At 65.8% G+C, this 22992-nt stretch carries 22 protein-coding genes and 1 pseudogene; 7 read left to right on the top strand and 16 right to left on the bottom strand.

The window, feature by feature from the left end:
• Positions 1-75 precede the first annotated feature (75 nt).
• Positions 76-2685 (top strand): LuxR C-terminal-related transcriptional regulator, encoded by a 2610-nt coding sequence (locus tag ACQP1G_RS44165; protein ID WP_433196402.1) that lies wholly within the window; start codon positions 76-78, stop codon positions 2683-2685.
• Between the two features lie 74 nt (positions 2686-2759).
• Here ACQP1G_RS44165 and ACQP1G_RS44160 read toward each other — a convergent pair whose 3' ends face one another.
• Complete coding sequence (locus ACQP1G_RS44160; protein ID WP_433196400.1) at positions 2760-3230, bottom strand: saccharopine dehydrogenase NADP-binding domain-containing protein; 471 nt, start codon at positions 3228-3230, stop codon at positions 2760-2762.
• 42 nt (positions 3231-3272) lie between these two features.
• Between ACQP1G_RS44160 and ACQP1G_RS44155 the strand changes: the two genes are divergently transcribed.
• Complete coding sequence (locus ACQP1G_RS44155; RefSeq protein WP_433196398.1) at positions 3273-4187, top strand: AraC family transcriptional regulator; 915 nt, start codon at positions 3273-3275, stop codon at positions 4185-4187.
• A 95-nt stretch (positions 4188-4282) separates the two neighbouring features.
• On the opposite strand, the gene ACQP1G_RS44150 is transcribed toward ACQP1G_RS44155, so the two are convergent.
• From ACQP1G_RS44150 to ACQP1G_RS44115, 8 genes and pseudogenes are all read right to left on the bottom strand, one after another.
• Positions 4283-5035, bottom strand: coding sequence for a DUF427 domain-containing protein (locus ACQP1G_RS44150; protein WP_433196396.1), 753 nt, complete (start codon positions 5033-5035; stop codon positions 4283-4285).
• Between the two features lie 25 nt (positions 5036-5060).
• Positions 5061-5241 (bottom strand): annotated as a pseudogene (locus ACQP1G_RS44145) (MFS transporter); the annotation flags it as partial.
• A 30-nt stretch (positions 5242-5271) separates the two neighbouring features.
• A complete protein-coding gene (locus tag ACQP1G_RS44140) occupies positions 5272-5736 on the bottom strand; it encodes a MarR family winged helix-turn-helix transcriptional regulator (protein ID WP_433196394.1) in 465 nt (154 codons plus the stop codon).
• Positions 5737-5861: 125 nt separating this feature from the next.
• Positions 5862-6944 carry an acyl-CoA dehydrogenase family protein gene (locus tag ACQP1G_RS44135; protein WP_433209368.1) on the bottom strand — a complete coding sequence of 361 codons (1083 nt, stop codon included), beginning with the start codon at positions 6942-6944 and terminating at the stop codon, positions 5862-5864.
• A gap of 94 nt (positions 6945-7038) precedes the next feature.
• Positions 7039-8070 carry an acyl-CoA dehydrogenase family protein gene (locus ACQP1G_RS44130; protein ID WP_433196392.1) on the bottom strand — a complete coding sequence of 344 codons (1032 nt, stop codon included), beginning with the start codon at positions 8068-8070 and terminating at the stop codon, positions 7039-7041.
• Positions 8067-9209 carry an acyl-CoA dehydrogenase family protein gene (locus tag ACQP1G_RS44125; protein ID WP_433196390.1) on the bottom strand — a complete coding sequence of 381 codons (1143 nt, stop codon included), beginning with the start codon at positions 9207-9209 and terminating at the stop codon, positions 8067-8069. Before ACQP1G_RS44125 ends, ACQP1G_RS44130 begins: the two co-directional genes overlap by 4 nt.
• Positions 9209-10135 carry an enoyl-CoA hydratase gene (locus ACQP1G_RS44120; protein WP_433196388.1) on the bottom strand — a complete coding sequence of 309 codons (927 nt, stop codon included), beginning with the start codon at positions 10133-10135 and terminating at the stop codon, positions 9209-9211. Before ACQP1G_RS44120 ends, ACQP1G_RS44125 begins: the two co-directional genes overlap by 1 nt.
• Complete coding sequence (locus ACQP1G_RS44115; protein WP_433196386.1) at positions 10135-11688, bottom strand: FadD3 family acyl-CoA ligase; 1554 nt, start codon at positions 11686-11688, stop codon at positions 10135-10137. The genes ACQP1G_RS44120 and ACQP1G_RS44115 overlap by 1 nt, the downstream gene beginning before the upstream one ends.
• Positions 11689-11785: 97 nt before the next feature.
• Here ACQP1G_RS44115 and ACQP1G_RS44110 point away from each other — a divergent pair, with 97 nt between their 5' ends.
• The 5 genes from ACQP1G_RS44110 to ACQP1G_RS44090 all read left to right on the top strand — a co-directional run bounded on the left by ACQP1G_RS44110 (position 11786) and on the right by ACQP1G_RS44090 (position 16964).
• Positions 11786-12976, top strand: coding sequence for an acyl-CoA dehydrogenase family protein (locus tag ACQP1G_RS44110; protein ID WP_433196384.1), 1191 nt, complete (start codon positions 11786-11788; stop codon positions 12974-12976).
• Positions 12973-13770 carry an SDR family oxidoreductase gene (locus ACQP1G_RS44105; RefSeq protein ID WP_433196382.1) on the top strand — a complete coding sequence of 266 codons (798 nt, stop codon included), beginning with the start codon at positions 12973-12975 and terminating at the stop codon, positions 13768-13770. Before ACQP1G_RS44110 ends, ACQP1G_RS44105 begins: the two co-directional genes overlap by 4 nt.
• Positions 13771-14282: 512 nt before the next feature.
• Complete coding sequence (locus ACQP1G_RS44100) at positions 14283-15014, top strand: hypothetical protein (protein ID WP_433196380.1); 732 nt, start codon at positions 14283-14285, stop codon at positions 15012-15014.
• Positions 15015-15074: 60 nt separating this feature from the next.
• Positions 15075-15680 (top strand): TetR/AcrR family transcriptional regulator, encoded by a 606-nt coding sequence (locus ACQP1G_RS44095; RefSeq protein WP_433196378.1) that lies wholly within the window; start codon positions 15075-15077, stop codon positions 15678-15680.
• A 96-nt stretch (positions 15681-15776) separates the two neighbouring features.
• A complete protein-coding gene (locus ACQP1G_RS44090) occupies positions 15777-16964 on the top strand; it encodes an acetyl-CoA C-acetyltransferase (protein ID WP_433196376.1) in 1188 nt (395 codons plus the stop codon).
• 123 nt (positions 16965-17087) lie between these two features.
• Here the strand turns inward: ACQP1G_RS44090 and ACQP1G_RS44085 are convergent, their stop codons facing one another.
• The 7 genes from ACQP1G_RS44085 to ACQP1G_RS44055 form a co-directional block, all read right to left on the bottom strand.
• Positions 17088-17627 carry a hypothetical protein gene (locus tag ACQP1G_RS44085; RefSeq protein WP_433196374.1) on the bottom strand — a complete coding sequence of 180 codons (540 nt, stop codon included), beginning with the start codon at positions 17625-17627 and terminating at the stop codon, positions 17088-17090.
• A gap of 5 nt (positions 17628-17632) precedes the next feature.
• Positions 17633-18835 (bottom strand): DUF6973 domain-containing protein, encoded by a 1203-nt coding sequence (locus ACQP1G_RS44080; RefSeq protein WP_433196372.1) that lies wholly within the window; start codon positions 18833-18835, stop codon positions 17633-17635.
• Complete coding sequence (locus ACQP1G_RS44075) at positions 18832-19131, bottom strand: hypothetical protein (protein WP_433196370.1); 300 nt, start codon at positions 19129-19131, stop codon at positions 18832-18834. The genes ACQP1G_RS44080 and ACQP1G_RS44075 overlap by 4 nt, the downstream gene beginning before the upstream one ends.
• Positions 19132-19451: 320 nt before the next feature.
• Positions 19452-20537 carry an NAD(P)H-dependent flavin oxidoreductase gene (locus tag ACQP1G_RS44070; RefSeq protein ID WP_433196368.1) on the bottom strand — a complete coding sequence of 362 codons (1086 nt, stop codon included), beginning with the start codon at positions 20535-20537 and terminating at the stop codon, positions 19452-19454.
• The gene (locus ACQP1G_RS44065) at positions 20534-21322 is read right to left on the bottom strand and encodes a CoA-transferase subunit beta (protein WP_433196366.1); all 789 of its coding nucleotides are present in this window, start codon (positions 21320-21322) and stop codon (positions 20534-20536) included. Before ACQP1G_RS44065 ends, ACQP1G_RS44070 begins: the two co-directional genes overlap by 4 nt.
• Entirely contained in the window at positions 21319-22191 is an 873-nt protein-coding gene (locus ACQP1G_RS44060) for a CoA transferase subunit A (RefSeq protein ID WP_433196364.1), read from the bottom strand. The genes ACQP1G_RS44065 and ACQP1G_RS44060 overlap by 4 nt, the downstream gene beginning before the upstream one ends.
• The gene (locus ACQP1G_RS44055) at positions 22191-22976 is read right to left on the bottom strand and encodes an enoyl-CoA hydratase family protein (RefSeq protein WP_433196362.1); all 786 of its coding nucleotides are present in this window, start codon (positions 22974-22976) and stop codon (positions 22191-22193) included. Before ACQP1G_RS44055 ends, ACQP1G_RS44060 begins: the two co-directional genes overlap by 1 nt.
• Between the last annotated feature and the right edge of the window lie 16 nt (positions 22977-22992).

Below are 22992 nucleotides of genomic sequence, written 5' to 3'. Positions count from 1 at the left end.
AAACAGCGGAATCGCTGCGCCCGTTCATCGTTCGTTGTCGTCGATCATGATCCGTGACGAACTACAGTAAGAGCTATGGCTCGGAACTGGCCCATGATAGAGCGCGAGACCGAGTTCGAAGCGATCCGCGCGGCACTCACCGGCACTCGATACGTCGGTACTGTCTTGACCGGCGACGCCGGTGTCGGAAAAACGACGCTGGCCAGACACGCGACGGCCGCGGTAGGCGGCAATATCCGCTGGGTTGCGGGCACGGAGTCGGCCCGCAGCATCCCACTCGGCGTATTCGCCCATATGGTCGGCGTTTATACGGCGCACGATCCGGTGACGTTCATGTCGGCGGCGCGCGAGGCACTGCTCGCCGACGGGCACACGATCATCGGTGTCGACGACGCGCACCTGCTCGACCAGCTCTCGGCAACACTTTTGCTGCAACTGGCCATCGATAAGGCTGCGCATATCGTCGCGACCGTGCGCAGCGGGGTGCAGGTACCCGATGCGGTCACCTCGTTGTGGAAAGACGGCCACCTGCTGCGCATCGACCTCAATCCGTTCACCGAGCAGCAGAGCGTCGATCTGGTGGAGCAGATGCTCGGCGGACAGCTGGAGGGTTTCACTGCCAATCTGATGTGGGAGTCATCCGGCGGAAATGCCCTGTTCCTCAGGCATTTGGTGGAGGGCGCGCTGGAGGCGGGTTCGCTGCGGCAGGTCAACGGTGTCTGGCAGCTGCGCGGCCGGGCCGCGGTGACCTCGGAATTGGCCGCCTTACTGGAGGATCGGGTCGAACAGCTGCCCGACTCGGTGCTGCGGGTGCTCGAACTGCTCACCTTCTGCGAGCCGATCGACCTCGATGTGCTCGCCGAATTGGCGGGTGAGGAAGCGGTGGAAGCCGCCGAAACCCGTGGCCTCATCCGGGTTGTCGAGAATTCCCACCAATTGATCGTGCGCTACAACCATCCGCTGTTCGGTGAGGTGATCCGGCGCAGGCTCGGCATCGCCTCGGCGCGGCGGCTGCGTGGTCGGCTGTACTCCTCGCTCAGGGAGCGGCCGATCAATTCCGCGCCGGACCGCATCCGGCTGGCCGAATTGGCTTTGGACAGTGATAAATCCGCCGACCTCGAACTCTTCGAGGCGGCCGCCGCCGATGCGATCGGACTGGCCAATCTGCCGCTCGGTGAGCGCTTCGCCCGGGCCGCGGTGGAACGCCGTGGCGGGGTGGAGGCCGCCGATCTGCTCGCGCGCGCGCTGCTGTGGCAGGGGCATCGCATCGAGGCCGAACGCACCCTCGCCAGCTTCGATCCGGATCAGATGAACGAGGTGCAATTGGCCCGCTGGGGCAGCACCCGGGTGTCGAATCTGTTCTGGGCCATGGGCGATGCCGAGCGCGCCGACGAGGTACTCACGATGCTGCGTGGCAAGGTGCGGCATCCGAAGATCCTTGCGACCTTCGATGGGTTGGCTTCGGCGTGTGCGGTCAATGAAAATCGGCTCGAGGACGCATTTTCCGGCGCCGAGGCGGTGATGGAGACCAACGGCGCACCGCCGTGGGCGGTGTGGTGGGCATCCTTCGGCGGCGGCCTGGCGCTGGCGTTGATGGGCAAGGGTGAGGCGGCGCGGCAGTACGCGGCGCGCGGGCATCAGGTGGAGTCGCATATCGACGGGCTCAACCGGTTCATCTCGACTCATGCCGAGGTACTCGCGCTGACCTTCACCGGCGATCTCGAGGCCGCACGCCGTTGTGCCTCAGGGTATTTCGGCTACTCTGCACCGGGCCAGTACCTGGCCTGGGGCATGTCGAAGATCCTGCAGGGCACCGTCGACGTCGCGCAGGGCCGCTTCCTGGACGGGATCGAACATCTCGAACAGGCAGTGGCCGCGCTCACCGCGGAGGGGGCCGCCGCCTGGCATATCCCGGCGAGAATCCGTTTGGCCGAGGCATATTCGGCACTCGGCCGGGCACCGGAGGCCGCCGAATCGATTGCCGAGGCCAGCGCGCGCGGTGGCAGGCACAGCGCGGTGTACGACCCGCAGTTGGAGATCGCGCGGGCCTGCGTTGCCGCCGCGGAAGGCACCGTCACCCCGGCCATCCGACTGGCCATGAGCGCCGCGGATGCGGCGGCGCGTTCACATCAGCACGCCATCGAGGCGATGGCGCTGCATGCGGCCGCCCGCTTCGGCGACCACTCGGCGGCCGGCCGACTCGCCGATCTGGCCGTCCGGGTCGACGGTGGTCTGGTGCAGGTCCAGGCCAGTCATGCGGTGGCGTTGGCCGCCCACGACGGACCCGGCCTGGATGCCGCCGCCGCCGAATTCGAGCGCATCGGTGCCATGCTCTCGGCCGCCGACGCCGCCGCCCAGGCCGCATCGGCCCACGAGCGAGCCGGAGACCGCCGCCGCCTGCTGGAATCGGCCGCCACCGCGAACCGGCTGGCCGCGGCCTGCGGCGGCGCGAGCACCCCGGCGCTGCGCCAAGCCGCGCAGCCCTTGCCGCTCACCTCCCGTGAACGCGAAATCGCGAATCTCGTTGCGGCAGGGCTGTCCAACCGTCAGATCGCCGATCGACTGACCGTCTCGGTGCGCACGGTGGAGGGCCACCTCTACCGCGCCTGCATCAAGATGGACGTGACGGACCGGGAATCCCTGGGCGCGCTGATGCGTGGTGAGTCCTCTGGTGGAGCCAGCTGAGGGGGCTCGATCGGTCAGCGAACCAGCTGGGATTCGCGTGGCCGGCGAATCGAATGTGGGTGCTGGAATACTCACTACCCGATGTGGGCGCCCGTAAGAGGGGCGGATCCTGGTAAAGCTTGCGGCTCAATGCGATTCGGGGCAGCGGTTACCGGGTAATGCGCCCGGTGATGCTCCGTGTAATGCGCCCCGGCCGCGATGGCGGCGGCGAGTACCGGCTCGCCATTGTGCACATATGCGGACAGGCTGCTGATGACGGCGTCCGCGCCGGTAAAGGCAGCCACCAGCGCATCGTGATCGGACAGTGTCGCCACCCGGATCTCGGCATCGAGCACTCCGGCCGCGGCCGCGGCCGCCCGCATCCGAGAAGCATCGCGGCCGACCAGGATCGGGGTGATGCCGCGCCGTTTCAATTCGGTGAGCAGGTAGCCGCCGGTGTGGTCGGTGGCACCGTAGACGGCGATTTTCGCGATGGTCTTCGTCGTTGTCAGGAGTACGACGCTGTGGGCATGGTGTGAGTAAATGAATGGCTGACTATCGAACATCAATGCTCAAAACACTCAACATGAGAGAGGTATGGTGAGTGAGTGGACATCCTCAGCGAAACCATCGCGGCCATCCGCACCGGCAACCCGACCTCCGGATTATTCGTCCGGCACGCGCCGTGGGGTCGCGCCTATCCGGTAGTCCCCGGCGCGGGTTTCCATGTGGTGCTGCAGGGTTCGTGCTGGGCGGTGCCGTCCGGCGGCAACCCGATCGCCCTTGGTGTCGGTGACGTTCTGTTCATGCCACGCGGTGCCGACCACGATCTGGTCGACCGCCTCGACAGCCCGGTCACCGAAAAGGCACAGCCGGGTGAGCCGCGCGAGATCACCGGCCCCGGCGCCCGCGCCGCGCTGCTCTGTGGCGCATACGAACTCGGCAGGCAGCGCAGCCACCCATTGCTCGACGAACTCCCCGAATTCATCCATCTCCCGGCGCGTCCCGGCCGCCACCCGTCCCTGCGCGCCGCGGTCGATCTGCTCGCCGCCGAAGTCGCCGAACCGAAGCAGGGCAGCGATGCCGCCGTTCCCGCCATCCTGGAGACCCTGCTGCTGTTCATACTGCGTGCCTGGTTCGACGAACAGGCCGCACCCGCCACCGGTTGGGCGGGCGCGTTCACGGATCCGGCCGTCGCCGCCGCCCTGCGCGCCGTCCACGAAGAACCCGCCCGCACCTGGACCGTCCCCGACCTCAGCGATATTGCGGGGGTCTCGCGCGCCACCCTGGCCCGCCGCTTCGCCGCCACCGTCGGCGAACCGCCCTTGGCCTACGTCACCCGCTGGCGCATGCTCACCGCCGCCCGCCTCCTGCGCGATACCGACAGTCCCCTCGGCGCCGTGGCCCGAAAGGTCGGCTACACCTCGGAATTCGCCTTCGCCAAGGCCTTCAAACGCGAATACGGTCTACCCCCGGGCCGATACCGCGGCGTCGACGACCAGCCACCCCTGATCGCGGTCTGAACTTCAGTCGAGCTTCCCCGACGATCCGCGCTGCGGTGGCGGTATGGCCGAACCGTCACCGCATGCTCGAGATCTTTTCGCGCTGAACCCGCGCGTCAGCTGAATGGGGTGTGGGGGCGGGGTTGGAGTTCGCCGTCCAGGTAGATGTCGACCTTTTCGTTGTAGAAGCAGGCGAGGCCTGCGATCTTCTGGCTTTCCGGCAGCGGGGTGCGGTAGCCCCAGACGATGTCCGGATATTCCTTGTCGTCGAGGTGGACGGTCCAGTACTCGGCGGTGCCCTTGTAGGGGCAGCTGGTGCGGGTTGCGGAAGGGCTCAGCAGGTCCATACGGACGTCGGTCAGTGGAACGTAATACCGCGCGGGGAGGCCGGTTTCGAACAGGATGCGCGGGGAGTGGGAGTCGGCGACGGTGACGCCGTCGACCTCGACGCGGACGTGGCGCGAGCTGGCGAGGATGTCGACCCGCGAATACGGATCGCGCGGGTGGACGTAGACCGGCTCGTCTTCCTCGAACCACTCGTCCATGGAATTCCAGTCCAACCGCACCAGATCGTCGAGTTCGGGTATCGGCGAATCATGGTGGCGCAGTGCGGCACCCGGCACGATCACGCCGTCGATCACCACGTCGTATTCGGTCGCGTCGCCGCGGCTGGGGGAATGTTTGGTATTGCCATTGGGCTCGAGCTTCGCGTGCAGATCCGCGACCGGCAGGTAGTACGTCGGATAGTGCGGTCCCTCCCATACCAGCACCGGCCTTTTGGTATCGGCGACCAGCTGTCCACGGAGGTAGACCCGCACCCGTTTCTGCCCGGTCTCGACCTTGACCCGGCCCCGCTTGTCATCAGTCATACCTTCCGACCGTACTCCGCGCGGGTTACCGGGAAAGTCGGTCGCCGACGGTGATCGCTCGCGCCTCGTCGACGCTGTGCGGCGCCGGGTCGTGGTCGTCGATATGCGACAGCGCGGACCGACCGGTGAGCAGCACCAGCACCGCGGCCGCAGTGCACGCCGCACCCCACCCAGAACGGCAGGCCGATATTGTGTTCGCGTCGCTTTCTGTGCGTGACAAGGTCCTACTCATCGGATTACCTCTGGGTCGGATAGTGCTGCGGCGCAGCCTTCTTCAGGGCGTCCAGCAGTTCTGTCAGATCTGTCTCCATGCGCGCGAGGCGGTCGGTATCGAATTCGGACAGCCGGGTGGTGAATGCGGTGCCGAAGGCGCGGCGCGCCTGCTGCAGCCGGTCACGTCCGGCCGGGGTGAGTTCGATGAGGACGGCTCGGGAATCCTGCGGATCCGTGCTCCGGGTGGCGAATCCGTCCGTGACGAGTCGCCCGATCAGCGCCGTTGCCGCCGGTTGCGAACATCGATCGATACGGGCGAATTCACTGACCCGCACGGCGCCGTGTTCGTCGAGCACGGCCAGTGCCCGCATGACGGCCCGCGGCAGATCGTCGCCGCTGATCACCCCGGCCAGCCGGGTCAGCCGACCGGCGGTGACGAGTAGATTGACGACGCTGTCCTCTGCGGATGTCACCGGTGTCTGCTGCACCCAGATATTATTACATAACCTAACTATCTATCTGGGTGAAGCCGATCACTGCCGGTCTACCTGCGGAAACGGCAGCGCCCCGGGGGAGCATGATCACTCCGCCGGGGCGCTACCGGATGTGGCGACTACGTAGGTTGGGGGAGCGGCCTGTGCGGCGTGCCGAACAGTTGGGCATCTCCGTGTGCGCGCTTGAAGAACAGGTGCGCGTCGTGTTCCCAGGTGATGGCGATGCCGCCGTGCAACTGCACCATCTCGGCGACGATCGTGCTGAATGCCTCCGAACAGTGCAGGCGCGCCGCCCAGACATCCTCGGCGGCCGATGGCGACCGCTCCGCGACGGCGGTGGTCGCCGCGTATGAGGTGGACTTGGCCGATTCCACCAGCACGTACATATCGGCCATGCGGTGCTTGAGCGCCTGGAAGCTACCGATCGCGCGACCGAACTGCACCCGTGATTTGGTGTACTCGACCGTCAGGTCCAAGCAGCGCTCGGCCGCACCCACCTGCTCGGCCGCGATGGCGGCCCAGGCGATTTCGTGCAGCCGCGTGCTGACGGCGGCGGGATCGGCGGTGCCGAGCCGTCGGCCCGGTACATCGGTGAAGGTGATTTCGGCGAGCTTACGGGTCGGATCCATGGTCGGCACCGAACGCCGGGTGACGCCATCGGCCGCGGCCTCGACCTCGAACAGTCCGGTCGGCGTCACCACGACGAGGGTATCGGCGTGCAGCCCATCGAGGACATAACGCGCTGTGCCGGACAGTATTTCGCCCTCGGCGTGCACCCCGGGCGCATCCCAGCCGTTCGCGCCCGCCCAGCAGACGGCGATCGTCCTGGTGCCCTCGGCGACCTCCGGCAGCAGCCGCGCACACGCATCGACATCGCCGGACAACAGCACCGCCTGCGCACCGAGCACGGCCGAACCGAGCATCGGTACCCCGGCAAGCGTGCGTCCCAATTCGGTGACCACCAGCAGGGATTCGACCAGACTCGCGCCGAACCCGCCGTATTCCTCCGGAATCGCCAGTGCGGCAACACCGACCTGCTCACACAAAAGCCGCCACAGGTTCTGGTCGTAGCCGAGTTCGGTATCCATGCCCGCGCGCACAGCCGCGGAGCCCGCGTGCTTGGTCAGCAGCGCCCGAACCGATGCGGTGAATTCCTGATGTTCGGTGCTCGGCCCATCCGTCACCCGGCCGCCACCACTCATCGAATCGCTACGCGATGCTGTCATTTCGTACCTCGCAAAGTTCGATCCCACGGCATGTCGAGTTGCGCACGGGCAGTACAGGTCAGCTGGCGGATCATGCGGACCCCTGCGGGGCTCGGTCCCGAACGGCTTCGTCGCGCAACGCCTGGGCAATCCGGGAGCGATGCAGATCCGGTGTGCCCCACGCAGACCGGAGCGCGGTCACCCTGGTCAGCCACAGCGACAGGTCGTACTCGGCGGTGTAACCGATCGCGCCGTGCACCTGCAGCGCCGCGCGCGCGGCGCGATAAGCCGCGTCACCGCAGGCGATCACGGCCGCCGAAACATCGCGGGCGCGCGTGGTCTCGCCCATGGTCAACGCCGCCCGGTGGAGCAATGGTTCGGCCAGATCGAGCCCGATCAGCACATCGGCCAACTTCTGCTTCACGGCCTGGAATTCACCGATCTGCTTGCCGAACTGCTTGCGCTGCTTGGCATATTCGGTCGCGGCGGCCAACAGTGCCCGACCCGCGCCGAGCAGCTGCGCGGCATTGGCGAGCGCCCCGGCATCGAAGGCGGCGGCGACGGCATCGAGCACCTGATCACCCTCGGCCACCACCGCATCGGATTCGACGACGAACAGCCGACGCGCCGGATCGACCGACCGCACCAGTTCCGTCCGGTGCGCGGTGCGAATCTGGTTACCGTCCGCGATCAGTACCACCTCGGCGGTATCGGCGTCCAAGGCGACCGTGCCGTGCGCGGGTGACGCGAACGCCAGCGTGCCCAGCGCGGTACCGTCGGCGAAGCCGGGCAGCCAGCGCGCGGCCAGCGCGGTATCCGGAAGGGCTTGTAGCAGTGCGGGTATGGCGGCCGCCGTCTCCACCAGGGGGCCCGGCGCGGCGGCCCGGCCGATCTCCTGGAAGGCGACGACCAGATCGATCGGCTCCGCGCCGATTCCGCCGTGCCGCTCCTCGACGGCGAGGCCGAGCGCACCCGCACCGGCCAGCTGCCGGATCAGCCCGCGGCCCGGCCCGGGATCCCCGGTCCCCCAGGACCGTACGGCGGCAGGTGTCCGTCCGGCGTCCAGCAGTTTGCGCAGGCTGGTGCCGAAGTCGAGTTGTTCCGGGCTGAGCGCGAATCTCATCGGCTGCTCCCTCTCGGTAGTCCGAGCAGCCGCTCGGCGATGATATTGCGCTGGATCTCGTTGGTACCGGCGTAGATCGGACCGGAGAGCGAGAACAGATAGCCGTCCGTCCACGGCCCGGACCGTTCGGCCGCGCCGGCGAGTACCTCCAGTGCGGTCTCGTGCATGGCGATATCGAGTTCGGACCAGAACACCTTGGTGATCGACGATTCCGCGCCCAGCTTGCCGCCCTCGTTGAGCCGGGTGACCGTGCCGAAGGTATGCAGTCGGTAGGCCTCGCTACCGATCCAGGCGTCCACCACCGCATCGCGCTGCGCGGTATTGGTGTGATCGCCGGTGTCGCGCCACAGCTCGATCAGCCGCTGCGCGGTCGCGCTGAAGCGGCCCGGACTGCGCAGCGATAAACCGCGCTCATTGCTCGATGTGCTCATCGCGACCCGCCAGCCGTCGCCGGGTTCGCCGATCACATCCCGATCCGGGACGAAGACATCGTCGAGGAAGATCTCCGCGAATCCGGGCTCGCCGTCCAACTGCGGAATCGGCCGCACCGAAACACCATCCGCCGAGAGCGGGAACATCACATAGGTGAGTCCGCGGTGCCGTTCGGCCTCGGGATCACTGCGGAACAGCCCGAATGCCCAGTCCGCGAACGACGCTCGCGAACTCCAGGTCTTCTGACCGCTCAACAGCCAGCCGCCGGTGGTGCGGCGCGCGGTCGAGCGGATACCGGCCAGATCGCTGCCCGCCTCCGGCTCGGACCAAGCCTGCGCCCAGATATCGTCGCCGCGCGCCATCCGCGGCATGATGCGGTCCAACTGCTCCGCGGTGCCGTGTTCGAAAAGCGTCGGTGCCAGCAGGAAGATGCCGTTCTGGCTCACCCGCCCCGGCGCACCGGCGGCGTAATACTCCTGCTCGAAGAGCACCCACTCCAGCAGTGAGGCATCGCGCCCGCCGTACTCCTTGTGCCAGGAGACGACCGACAGGCGTGCGTCGGCGAGCGTGCGCTCCCATTGGCGATGCGCCTCGAAACCGGCCTTGGTATCCATGGATGGCAGTGGTTTCGCGGGTTTATTTGCGGCGAGGAATTCGCGAACTTCCTGTTGGAATTCCCGGGTCGCCTGATCGAGATCCAGATCCACTACGTTGTCCCGTTCTGCTCGGACGTCGACTCGGTGCTCACCGTGACCGATGCGGAGGCCGAAGAGGTTGCCGTGCTCTTCATCGACTTGGCGTTCATACCGCCGAGTGCATCCGCGCCGACCTCGGCATTGTGCGCATGCGCGAAATGGTGCAGGCCGAATACCGAGTCCATGCCAGCGCGCATACCCATCAGATCCTCGGCCTGGTTGACCGCCTTCTTGGTCAGCGCGAGCCCGAATTGCGGCATGGTGGCGATCTTTTCGGCCAGCGCGAAGGTTTCGGTCTCGAGTTCGGCGCGCGGCACGACGCGATTGACCATGCCCCACTCCTTGGCCTGCGCCGCATCGAAGCGGTCACCGGTGAACAGGAACTCCTTGGCCGCGCGCGGCCCCATCACCCATGGGTGCGCGAAGTACTCCACACCCGGAATGCCCATGCGGACAACCGGATCGGAAAAGAACGCGTCATCGGCGGCGATGATCAGATCGCAGACCCAGGCCAGCATGAGCCCGCCCGCGATGCACGCGCCCTGCACCATGGCGATGGTCGGCTTCGGGATTTCACGCCAGCGCCTGCACATTCCGAGGTAGACCTCGGTCTCCCGAGCGAAGCGTTGATCGCCGCCGACCCGGTCCACGTGGTCCCACCACAGCGCTGCCTTGTTCGGGTAGCGCACATGGTGATCGCGTCCCGGAGTTCCGATGTCGTGCCCGGCGCTGAAGTGTTTGCCATTGCCCGCCAACACGATCACCTTGACCTCGGCGTCCTCGACGGCACGCTCGAATGCCGCGTCGAGGGCGTAGGTCATCACCGAGTTCTGCGCGTTGCGGTAGTCCGGCCGGTTCAGCGTGACAACGGCGACGGCACCACGCTTTTCATAGGTGACGACCTCCCCCTCATCAGGAACACCGCTCTCGTCCGACATTACGACTTCTCCTCACGTAGTTGACGCTTGAGCACTTTCCCGGCCGCGCTGTAGGGCAGCTGATCGCGGAATTCGATGAACCGGGGAACCTTGAAGTTGGCGAGAACCGCTGTCGCGTGCGCCGATACCTGATCCTCGGTCAGCGTCGAACCCGGCTTGCGCACCACATAGGCCTTGCCCACCTCGCCCATTCGGGTATCGGGTACGCCGATGACCGCTGATTCGGCGATACCGTCGAGTCGCGCGAGTGCCTGTTCGATCTCCGCCGGATACACATTGAAGCCGCCGGAGATGTACATATCCTTGAGCCGGTCGGTGATCTTCAGATAGCCGCGCTCGTCGACCGTGCCGATATCCCCGGTGTGCAGCCAGCCATCGGCATCGATGGTCTCCGCGGTGCTTTCGGGATCATCGAGATAGCCGAGCATGACATTCGGGCCGCGTAGCAGCACCTCACCCGCGTCACTGAGCCGCAGTTCGAAGTCGGCGATCGGGCGTCCGCAGGTATTCGCGATGGTCTCGGCGTCATCGTCCGGTCGGCACATGGTGCCGAAACCGGCTGCCTCGGAAAGACCATAGGCAGTGATGACGATGTCGAATTCGAGTTCGGAGCGCATCCGCTCGATCAAGACCACCGGCACGGTTGCCGCGCCGGTTGCGGCGATCCGCAGCGTGCCGAGATCGAATTTGTCGCGGTCCGGAAAGTCGAGGATGGTCTGGTAGATGGTGGGCGGCCCGGGGAGCACGGTGATCTTCTCTTCGCCGATCAGCCGCATGGCGGTCGGCACGTCGAACACCACCTGCGGAATGATCGTCGCCCCGGTGACCAGACAGACCAGGATTCCGGCCTTGTAGCCGAAGTTGTGGAAGAACGGGCTGATCACCAGATAGCGGTCGTCGCTGTTCACCGTTGTGCACTCGGCCCAGGCCCGCACCACCGACAGTGCCTGCCGGTGCGCGACCAGCGTGCCCTTACTGCGCCCGGTGGTGCCCGAGGTGAACAGGATGTCGGAAATATCTTCGGGGTCGACCGATTCCGCGCGTGCCACGGCGTCCGCCAAGGACACGCTTTCGGCGATACCGGCCAACTGCGACCAGTTCAGTGCGTCCGCGTCGGTGGTTTCGGTATCCGATTCGACCGGGATCACGACCACCGTGTCGATGCGCAGATCCGGTGCGGCGGTGCGCAATTCGGCGAGCCGATCGCGGCCGAGGAAGGTGCCCGCGATGAACAGCGCCTTGGCGTCGATTCGGGTCAGCACATCGGCTGCCTCATCGGCGACATAACGCGTGTTGAGCGGAACCAACGCCGCCCCCGCATAGTGTGCGCCCAACGCGGCGACCACCCAGTGATGGGTATTGGGCGCCCACATCGCGACCCGATCACCCGACTGCACCCCACGGGCGATGAGCGCCCGCGCCACCTCCTGAACCGCCGCCAGCAGCTGCGTCCAGTCCAGCCGGACCGGGCCGTCGCCGAGAGCGGGCGCGGCACCGAAGACGCGGGCGGCATCGTGCAGTGCCATGGGTGTCGTTTGTGCAGGGGTTGTCACGGTTGTCCTCACCGTCGGCGGGGTCTTTTACGGCGTTTGCTCGATCAAAGTGGTCAGCCTCTAACAAAGCAAGTGCTTGGTAGGTTATCCTACCGGCGTGGTTGCGATCCAGACCTCAGATTCCGACACTGCCGCACAGGACGCGCGGTTTTCCGCAGAAGTGCGCGAGTGGTTGGCCGATAACCTCGATGGCGAGTTCCGCGCGCTGCGCGGCCTCGGCGGACCCGGCCGCGAGCACGAAGCCTTCGAGGAACGCCTCGCCTGGGACCGGCACCTGGCCGCGTCCGGGTGGACCTGCCTGGGCTGGCCCACGGAGTGGGGCGGCCGCGAGGCCTCGGTGCGCCAGCAGGTGATCTTCCATGAGGAGTACGCCAAGGCGAATGCGCCAGCCAGGGTTTCCCACGTCGGTGAGGAACTGCTCGGTCCGACGGTGCTGGCCTTCGGAACCCAGGCGCAGAAGCAACGCTTCCTGCCCGGGGTCCGGAATGTGACCGAACTGTGGTGCCAGGGCTACTCCGAACCCGGCGCTGGCTCGGATCTGGCGGCCATCACCACGAGCGCGCATCTCGACGGGGACCAATGGTCGATCAACGGCCAGAAGATCTGGACCTCGCTGGCCCACGTGGCCGACTGGTGCTTTGTGGTCGCCCGCACCGAAAAGGGTTCGACGCGGCACAAGGGCCTGTCCTACCTGCTGGTTCCGATGCATCAGCCGGGGATCGAGGTCCGCCCGATCATCCAGTTGACCGGCACCTCGGAATTCAACGAGGTCTTCTTCGACAATGCGCGCACCGACGCGGACCTGGTCGTCGGCGACCCCGGCGACGGCTGGCGCATCGCCATGGGCACGCTGACCTTCGAGCGCGGCATCTCCACCCTCGGCCAGCAGATCCGCTTCGCCCGCGAACTCGCCGATATCGAGGCGCTGGCCCGCCGCACCGGCGCGGCCGATGACCCGCTCATCGCCGATCGGATCGATAAGGCGTGGGTCGGGCTGCGCGTACTGCGCGCCCATGCGCTGCGCACCATGCGGGATACCACCGCCGACGACGGCGGACAGGCCTCGGTCTCGAAACTGCTGTGGGCCAACTGGCATCGTGGCCTCGGCGAACTCGCCATGGCCGTGCTCGGCCCCGCCGGACTGGTCGCCGGGGAGAGCGATCTCGACGAATGGCAGAGGCTGTATCTGTTCACCCGCGCCGACACGATCTACGGAGGTTCGAACGAAGTGCAGCGCAACATCATCGCCGAGCGCGTGCTCGGCCTGCCGCGAGAGGCTCGCCCATGACCGGTCCACTTTCTGTTGCGCCCCAGCCGGTTCCGGGTCATGGTCTGCTGACCGGCCGGACCGCCGTGATCACAGCGGCCGCGGGCACCGGCATCGGTTCGGCCACCGCGCGCAGGCTGCTGTCGGAAGGCGCGGATGTCGTCGTATCCGACTGGCACGAGCGGCGTCTGGCCGAAACCGAGGTAGAACTGAAGGCCGAATTCCCGGATCGCCGGGTCGCATCGATCGCCTGTGACGTGCAGAGCACCGAACAGGTCAACGAGCTGATCCGCAGTGCGGCAACGGCATTGGGCCGCATCGACATCATGGTCAACAATGCCGGACTCGGCGGCGAGACCCCAGTCGTCGATATGACCGACGAGCAGTGGGATCGCGTCCTCGACATCACCCTCAACGGCACCTTCCGCTGCACCCGCGCGGCCCTCGGCTACTTCCGCGATGCCGGCCACGGCGGCGTCATCGTCAATAACGCCAGCGTGCTCGGCTGGCGCGCGCAATACGGCCAGGCACATTACGCCGCCGCCAAGGCGGGCGTAATGGCCCTGACCCGATGCAGCGCCATCGAGGCCGCCGAACTCGGTGTCCGGATCAACGCCGTCGCCCCGAGCATCGCCAGGCACGCCTTCCTGGACAAGGTCAGTTCCACCGAACTGCTCGACCGCCTCTCCGAGGGCGAAGCCTTCGGCCGCGCCGCGGAGCCATGGGAAGTAGCCGCCACCATCGCGATGCTCGCGAGCGACTACACGACTTACCTGACAGGCGAAGTGGTCTCGATCAGCAGCCAGCGAGCCTGACCTACGCAAAGCGACCCGTTCGTGGCCCGTCTCGCGTCCGAGTCGTCGAAGCGCATGTGTTGTAGGTGTGTGTCTCGACCACTGTGCGGGTGTACATCCGGTGCCGATCGATTGGCGCTTCGGTGACCGTCACGGAGCGAGTCTTACGAGCGACGTTCGTGGCCCGTCTCGTGTCCGAGTCGTCGAAGCGCATGTGTTGTAGGTGTGTGTCTCGACCACTGTGCGGGTGTACATCCGGTGCCGATCGATTGGCGCTTCGGTGACCGTCACGGAGCGAGTCTTACGAGCGACCCGTTCGTGGCCCGTCTCGCGTCCGAGTCGTCGAAGCGATGCGCCGCAGGCGCGAGTCTCGACGGCTCGGACGCGAGACGGGCCACGAACACGCCGCGCCGCAGGCGCGGCAAATTAGACCGAGCACACCTCCTGATCAGGTAAAAAGGCCGAGACGCAGCGCGTCGAGGTGTGCCATGCTGAGAGTGGTCAGATCCCGCACTCCCTAAGGGGCGATGGCTATGGGCCCGGATCGCCCACATGCCCGCGAACAACTGGAACTCGAATTGGTGCGCGAAGTCGTGCTGGCCAGGCGACGGCTGGACAGCTTGGTGCTGGCGGCGCTGACTCTCGGCGCTGAACTCATGGGGCACACCTCCGAATGTGCGACCGCGACCCGGGCGGCCCAAATTCTCGAACAGTATGCCGTCGACGAGACCGAGGTCGCCCGCGATCCGCGCGGCGCGCTGCGCGCCGATATGGCGCGAGATCAGGAGCGTGCCTGCCGAATCGGACTCGATGTCGGATCGGGTGCGGCATCGGAACAGGTCCGGCGCCGACGGCGGCAGACGGCGTTGTTGTGTGAAGTGCGAGCGGATCTGCTCGACGTTGTTCGCAAATGCCGCAAGTTCCGCTTCGATCGCATCGCGTTCGCCGATGAGATCGCGCAAGGCCTGTGTGCCGCCACCGACAAGTTGGTCGTTGGCGCGGATATGGATACCTACCGGGCCTGGCAGCGCGGCATGGTCCTCAAGCTCATCGAGGAACCGGCCCGGTTCGGTCCACCACGGGTAATGGCCACTGTCGATGCGGGCCCCGATCGCGGCCCGCTGACCGTCGAATGGGACAGCTGCGAGCGCAGACTCGCACTGGTGGCTCGGATGGCGCGGGCGGGTATCTCGCCGGTGGTGATCTGTGATCGCCTACTGGCGGACCTGTCGGTGTCGTCACCACTGCGCTATTCGATGCGCTGAATACATTGCGAACGTCGGAGCCGTGGCCCAGCCTGGACCAAGCAAATGCTTGGTTGTATTATGGCCCGTGTGACCGCACCAGAGGCCTCGAAATCAGCACGGCGCAATGAACTGCTCGCACTCGCGGCCCAACTGTTCGCCGAGCGTGGACTGCGTGCGACGACCGTGCGCGATATCGCCGATGCGGCCGGGATTCTATCGGGGAGCCTCTACCACCACTTCGATTCCAAGGAGTCGATGGTCGACGAGATTCTGCGCGGCTTCCTCGACGATCTGTTCGGGCGGTACCGAGAGATCGTCGGTTCCGGGCTCAGTTCGCGAGATACCTTGGAAGCCTTGGTGATCGCATCCTACGAATCCTTCGACCGCTCGCACGCGGCGGTGGCGATCTACCAGGCGGAGGCCAAGCGCCTGCGCGATGCGGAGCGGTTCACCTATATCGCGGACTACAACCGCGAATTCCGCGAGCTGTGGCACCGAGTATTGATCAATGGCGTCGAGGACGGCAGCTTCCGGCCGGAACTCGACGTCGAGCTGGCCTACCGGTTCCTGCGGGACACGGTGTGGGTGGCGGTGCGGTGGTACGAGCCCGGCGGTTCGATCACCGTCGAAAACCTCGCCAAGCAGTATCTGACCATCGTGCTCGACGGCCTCACCGTGCCGTAGTCCATTTCGGCGGTCGCGGGACCCTGCGTGGTTATCCGAGCTGCCGCCCCCGGGCCCGTCGCTCCCCGCCGGGCAGCACCCAAGTAGGAGTTCTAGATGTCAGCACCATCCGCTCGCCGCCCGTACGCCCCGCTGCGGGATGCGTATGTGATCGACGCCGTGCGCACCCCGGTCGGCAAGCGCAATGGCGCGCTGGCCGCGGTGCATCCGGCCGATCTCGGTGCGGCCGCGCTGCGAGGTCTGCTGGACCGCAACCCGATCGACCCGGCGGTGGTCGACGATGTGATCGTCGGCTGCGTCGACAATATCGGCCCGCAGGCGGGCAATATCGGCCGCACCATGTGGCTGACCGCCGGATATCCGGAGGAAGTTCCCGCAGTCACCGTCGACCGGCAGTGCGGATCTTCCCAGCAGGCCATCAATTTCGGCGCGCAGGCCATCATGAGCGGCACTGCCGAGGTGATCGTCGCGGGCGGTGTGCAGAACATGAGCGCCATCCCGATCTCGGCGGCCATGTTGGCGGGTAAGGAATACGGCTTCGACTCACCGTTCGTCGGTGCGCAGGGCTGGGACCATCGCTATGGCACCGGCGAGGTTTCGCAGTTCAACGGCGCGCAGATGATCGCCGATAAGTGGAATATCAGCCGAGAAGAGATGGAGCGCTGGGCATTGCGCAGTCACGAGCGCGCCCGCGACGCCATCAAGAACGGCCGCTTCGATCGTGAGATCGTGCCGGTCGGCGAATTCTGGATCGACCAGTGCCCGCGCGAGACCACGCTCGAGAAGATGGCGTCGCTGCCGGTGCTCGCCGAGGGTGGGACGCTGACCGCCGCGGTCGCCAGCCAGATCTCCGACGGCGCGAGCGCGACCCTGCTCGCCTCCGAATGGGCTGTCGAGGCTTATGGTTTGCAGCCGCGCGCCCGCATCCATCACGTCAGCGCTCGCGGCGCGGACCCGATCATGATGCTCACCGGCCCGATTCCGGCCACCAAGTGGGCGCTGGAGAAGACCGGCCTGACCATCGACGATATCGATGTCATCGAGATCAACGAGGCCTTCGCCCCGGTTGTGCTCGCCTGGCTGCGCGAGACCGGAGCGGACCCGGAGAAGGTGAACGTCAACGGCGGCGCGATCGCCCTCGGCCACCCCCTCGGCGCCACCGGCGCAAAGCTTTTCGCCACCCTGCTCAACGAACTCGAGCGCGTCAACGGCCGCTACGGCCTGCTCACCATCTGCGAGGGCGGCGGCACCGCCAACGCCACCATCATCGAACGCCTCAGCTGAGAGCCCTTCGTCAACTCCGGCTGAGTAACCAAAGGCCGCCCTGGCAGCAACGCCAGCGGCGGCCTTTCGGCTATCCGTGCGGATTCGACAACCCCGCTGGCCAATACGCATCCACTCCCTGGATCAGCCAGCTGGGACGAAGTATCCGGACTGCCGCGCTCCCGCTGGCGGAACGGCCTGGAGGAGTGTGTCGGGCCGCAGTACATCCCCGCGTCGGACGTTGCTGAAGAGTTTGCCACTCGGGATCGCCGGGACAGCCTGCTTGGGTGCCGAATCCAGGATGAAAACGTAGTACTCATAGTGGAAGGGGTCGTCCGAGCTGAACACCGGCAGTCCTCGCCAACAATATCCGGCCAATCCGGAGGCCGAATTCATCGTTTCCCGGGTCATCCCGGACTGGACGACCACCATCCGATCCCAGCCGTCATTCCAGCCGGCCTCGGCAGTCAGAACTCCAAGTGAAACCGTACCGGGCGCAGTGGCTTTCGTGCGCACGGTCTGCTCGAGCCTCGCAGGCGAACCCAAGGGTTGCGGATTCGACGCCAACTCGAACATCCCAGTGCAGTTCTCCCCGACACCGTTCCGTGGTGCCGAGCTAACGGTACAACCCGTGAGGACCAGCATTGCCGTCGCGACAACGGCCGTAATCAGCTTGATGCCCATAGGTCTCACTTTCCTGCCGGCAGCGGGATATCCGACGGTTCCGGCGAGCCAGTCTCGCCAACCTTCACGCGGTTGCTCCACTCGATCTGTTGCTGCTGGTTGATCACGATCGCGTCGCCTCTATCGATCTTCTGCTGGACCAGTCTCTGCAGCTCTTCAGGTGAGGCGTTCGGATGCTCGACCGCGATCTGCCTGCCGAGGCTGTTGTTGTACAGGTCCATTGCTTCCCGCGCGGGCGCATTGCCGCCGATACCCTCGTGTGCTGTGCCGAAGCTTTGAGTCCAGTCCTCGCCGTATCGTTGGGTCATCAGCGAGTTCCAGTACATGTGCCGGAACGCGTCTCCGTGACCGTCATTGAGAGCGGCGGCGTCGTTGTCATACACCTTCTTGGCCGCTTCCTCGGCCTGTGATTTGAAGTCGAAGAAGTCGGAAACCCTGCTGATCCCGTCCGGCTTCGTGAGCTGCAACTCGAGCAGCGCCACCTCCTCGGGTGTCATGAATGTCGGCTGGAAATCCGGTGAAACCATCCGGATCTCGTCCAGCAACAGGCCCGAAGGCCACAAGGTCGCACCCGACTTGGACGGTGCCGTCTGATATTTCGTGAGAATGTCGGCGAGCCGCGGATCGCTCGGCATAGGAGTCACACCCCGCTGCACCTCAGGCGACAGGGACTCCAGGTGTCGCCGGATCTTCTCGGCACCCTCTTTGTCTGTCTGCTGAATCGACGTGAGCGCGCCGCGGATCCGACTGGTCAGGTAGAACTCGTAGCCTTCCTTCTCTACCAATCCGGCAGGACCGTGCTCCAGCACGACCTTCCAGTTGGGCATTCGTGAGCGCACCTCGCCATCGTCCTCAACGTAGAGGTGGAACTCCGAATCCTCGGCGTCGCTTTTTGCCTCTTTTATGATGTCAATGTAGGCAACGATGGCGTCGAGCTGGATATAGATCTCCTGCTGGATATCCACCATTACCTGCTTGGTTCGCCGCGCATGGTCGCGGTCCTGCGCCGCGCGATCGCGAGCGGCGTCGCCAGCGGCGCGCTTCCAGTATTCGTAAGACATGTCGATCGCTGATGCCGCTTTGGCGGTCTCGTCGTCGAGCTTCTGGGCCTTGTCCGAGATCTTCACGCCAATGTTCACCGCAGGGCGTGGATCCCAACTGAGCACCTTCGACACCGTAAGGGCCTCGACATAAGCGCCGCCGCTCACCGCTGCCCGGCCTCCCGCAGACGGTCCGCGAAGGCCCCGTCTTCGGCCAAGAATTGAGTCACTGCTGTGTCGGTGAGATCTGCGAACTCGTGCAGACGACGAGCGTGATATTCCACAACCTTGTTCAGTCCGGTCGCGACCGCATCGACGGTCTGGGCTAGATCGGAGCTCTCCATCGTGGGCAGGGCGACGAGCCCCTCGGCCAATGGTGCCAATCCGCCTACCGTGTCACCGTGGCCCCGAACCGTTTTCGCCAACTCTCGGGTTTTGTCCGGATCCAGCTCGAAGTCGCTCACCGGCGCCCCTTTGTCTCATGTCCGTCGTCGCGCGTCTCGAGGCTACAAGGCAACTGCTGCGGTCGACCTACCCGCTCCTCGACCAACCGTGTCGGTGCCTCCTACGAATGGCCTAAAACACTGACGGATCATGGTTTTGCGCGGGCATTCCTGCCAGGGAGACAGCGACAGATAGCGGATTCGGAAACCCCGATTCGCGTGAGCTTCCGCCGCTGCAAGGGGCGCTGTTGTGTGGCAGCCATGGGGCGGGTATGCGAAAGGCCGCCCTGGTCGGGAGGACTCGGGGCGGCCTTTGTCAGCAGGCCGAAGCGCTGCTTCGGTTACGTCGGGCTCACGCCGTGATCTGCGGTGAGGGCGGCGATGGTGTCGATGCGGGTGACGGCGTCGGTGATGATGCGGTCGATGAGTTCCTTGCAGGTGGGGAGGTCATCGATGATGCCGGTGACCTGGCCTGCGGCGAGTACTCCGGCCTGGGTGTTGCCCTCGACGAGACCGGCGCGCAGAAGCATCGGAGTGTTGGCGGCCATGATGACCTGGGACCAGGTGAGGTCCTTGGCCTTTCGCATGGCCAGGCCGTCGCGGATCATTGTCGACCATTTCATGCCGGTCATACCCTTGAACTTCCCGGCATTGGCGACCGCGGCGGCGAGGCCGCGCCAGCGACCCGAATGTTCCAGGCGATCAACGAGTTCGGTGTTCAGCACCCGATGCGGCATACCGTCGACCTTCAGCGAGACCACCGTGTCCTGAAGTTGGCGCTTCAGGTACTCCTGCTTGACCGCTTCGGGGACGGTGCTCTCCTTGGTGAGCAGGAACCGGGTGCCCATCGCGACACCCGCCGCACCATAGGCCAATGCGGCCGCCAGACCGCGACCATCGAAGAATCCGCCCGCCGCGACGACCGGAATATCGACCGCGTCCAGCACCGACGGCAGCAGCAGGGTGGTGGCCACCGGACCGGTATGCCCGCCGCCCTCGCCGCCCTGCACGATCACCGCGTCGGCGCCCCATGCGGCGACCTTCACCGCATGCTTGGCCGCGCCGATCGATGGAATCACCACCACACCGGCATCTTTCAGCTTGGCGATCAGTTCTTGCTTGGGTGCCAAGGCGAACGACGCGACGGCCACCTTCTCGCGGATCAACAGATCGATGCGGTCACCAGCGTCCGTGGCGTCCGCGCGAATATTCACGCCGAACGGTTTCTTCGTGTGCGCCTTGGTCTTCGCGATCGCGGCTTCCAATTCGGCGAAGGTCATGGTGGCCGAGGCCAGAATCCCGAGCCCACCGGCCTCGGCGGTGGCCGAGACCAGACTCGGCCCGGCCACCCAGCCCATGCCGGTCTGTACGATCGGATGCTCGATGCCGACCAGTTCGGTCAGCGGAGTGCGTAGCGGCCCGCTCATGACGGCACCTCCGATTCCCGAACCTTCTTGGGATCGAGCACATCCCGGATCAACCGCAGCTCTTGCGCGGTCGGCAGCCGGGTCTCGCCGGCATCGGCGAGGCCCGCGATCTCGAACGAGGTGTTCTCGGCGACCTCGGCGGCGGTGACGCCCGGATGCAGGCTGCGCGCCCGCATGGTGTGATCGGGCCCCTCGAAATCGAAGACGCCCAGGTTGGTGACTACTCGGTGCAGGTGATGGAACCGATACGCCGGGTTGGCCGGATCGATCTTGTCGTAGCCGACCCCGCAGACGATATCGACCTGCTCCACGAACACCCGCCGGGTATGCCGCGAAACCCAGTAGCTGGTCGGATGATTGATGGTGTTGCCCGGTGCGCCGCGCGAGCCGAACATCTGCCTGGTCGGCTGCTGTAGTGGACCGAATGCCGACAGGTTCTGATTGCCGAACCGGTCGAGCTGGTTGGCGCCCATCACCACATGGCGACGACCCGAGGCCACCACATCGAAGACCTTGCGGAACGGAATCCACCCCTCGATCGGGGCTTTACCGCCGAGCGGGGGAGTGTCGGCGAAGAACAGCGCTTCGCCATCGGAGAGCAGTAGATCCGGTTCGGTGGTCAACTTGGCCAGCCGTGCGCCGATGATCGACATCGGCGACATCGGCGATGCCATGATTTCTCCTGCGCCGCTGAAGATCTCGGCACAGGCGACCGCGCAGATCTCGGCCCGAGTAACGGCTTCAGTTGTCGGCCCGGCCATCGAATCGGTACGCGATGCGGTCATTTTTGCGCCTCCTGTGCGAACTCGCGAACGGCGGCCTGGTACTCGTCCTCGGACACCGCGAGATACTTGTCGACGAACTGCTGCCAGGCCTGCGGCGTCTTGGCCGACTCCACGTAATGCTTCTGGAACTTCTCGTCCCGGCCGTAGCTGTCGGCGGCCAAGGTGAAGTGCGCGCCGCCCGGCGCCTCGACCACACCGTCGACCAGCATCCGGTTGAGCAATAGCGACTGCAGCGGAACGGCCTTCACCAGTTCCTCGGTCTCGACCACCCGCTCGACCGATACGTAGCGACGTTCGGCGGCCAGGCAGTACAGGTCGTCGAAGTACGGATCGACACCGGTGTAGGCGGCGTTGCCGTGCTTGTCGCCGATATTCAGATGGACCAGCGCCGCATCGAGATTCAGTGCGGGCATTGCGATGAGCGTTTCGCCGTCCGAATAGGGCGAAGCGATGGTCTTCAGCTCGCCATCCCAGAAATTGACGACATCGGATCCGAGCCCGGCCCGGATCGGCAGGAACGGCAGGCGCGCGGCCGCCGCCTCCAGTCCGCACTTCACCATGCCTTCGTCCATCTCCCGCGCCACCAGCGCACCGGAGGCGCGCGCCTTGGCGAACCATGGATCGTAGAACGGCGGCGAATCCAGTGATACGAACCCGTAGTACGCCTTGCGGACCTTGCCCGCCGAGCACAGCAGACCGAGATCGGGTCCGCCATAGGTGACCACGGTCAGATCCGTGATATCCGAGCGCAGGATGGCCCGTACCAGCGCCATCGGCTTGCGCCGCGAGCCCCAGCCGCCGATGCCGATGGTCATACCGCTGCGCAGTTCGCCGACGACATCGTCGAGCGACATTCGCTTGTCCCGCATCAGTTTTCCCTGCCCTCTTCCTTGGAGCTCTCTTTGCGCGCGGCCAGATCGTCGTCGAACCGCGCCCGGATCTCATCGGCCACCCCGGCCAGATTCAGTTCGAAGGTGAAACCCTGCTCGTAGCGATAGCTGCGGTGCACGTCCTGCACGTCGATGCCATTGAGCGCCCGCTTCGCCGCCCGGATAACCCGTCCGTCCTTGGCCGCGATGTTCTTGGCGAGTTCCAGTGCGGCGGCGTCGAGTTCGGCGCGCGGCACCACCTGGTAGACCGAACCGAAGTGCTGCAGCTGCTGTGCGGTGATGGTGCTCGCGGTGTAGAACAGCGCGCGCATCAGATGCTGCGGCACCAGGCGGGACAGATGTGTGGCCGCGCCGAGCGCCCCGCGGTCGACCTCGGGCAGGCCGAAAGTTGCGTCATCGGAGGCGATTACGACATCGGCATTGCCGACCAGGCCGATACCGCCGCCGAGGCAGAAGCCCTGCACCGCCGCGATTACCGGCACCGGGCAGTCGTAGACCGCCGCGAATGCTTCGAAACAGCCGTGATTCGCGTCGATCAGCGCCTGATGGCCCGAGGTGCGCTGCATCTCCTTGATATCGACACCGGCGTTGAAGCCGCGGTTCTCGGCGCGCAGCACCACGACCTTGGTCTCCGGATCGCGCCCGGCCGCGCGGATCTCATCCGCCAGTGTGAACCAGCCGTCGGACGGTATGGCGTTGACCGGCGGGTAGTCGACCGTGACCACGGTGATGCCGGTTGATTCGGAGTGACGGTTGATCCCCATCGCGTATCCATTCGTG

Origin of the sequence: Nocardia sp. CA-107356 (assembly GCF_050946365.1) — a bacterium.
Lineage (GTDB): Bacteria > Actinomycetota > Actinomycetes > Mycobacteriales > Mycobacteriaceae > Nocardia.
The sequence above is the reverse complement of the archived record's forward strand: the minus strand, read 5'-3'. Positions and strand labels throughout refer to the sequence as shown.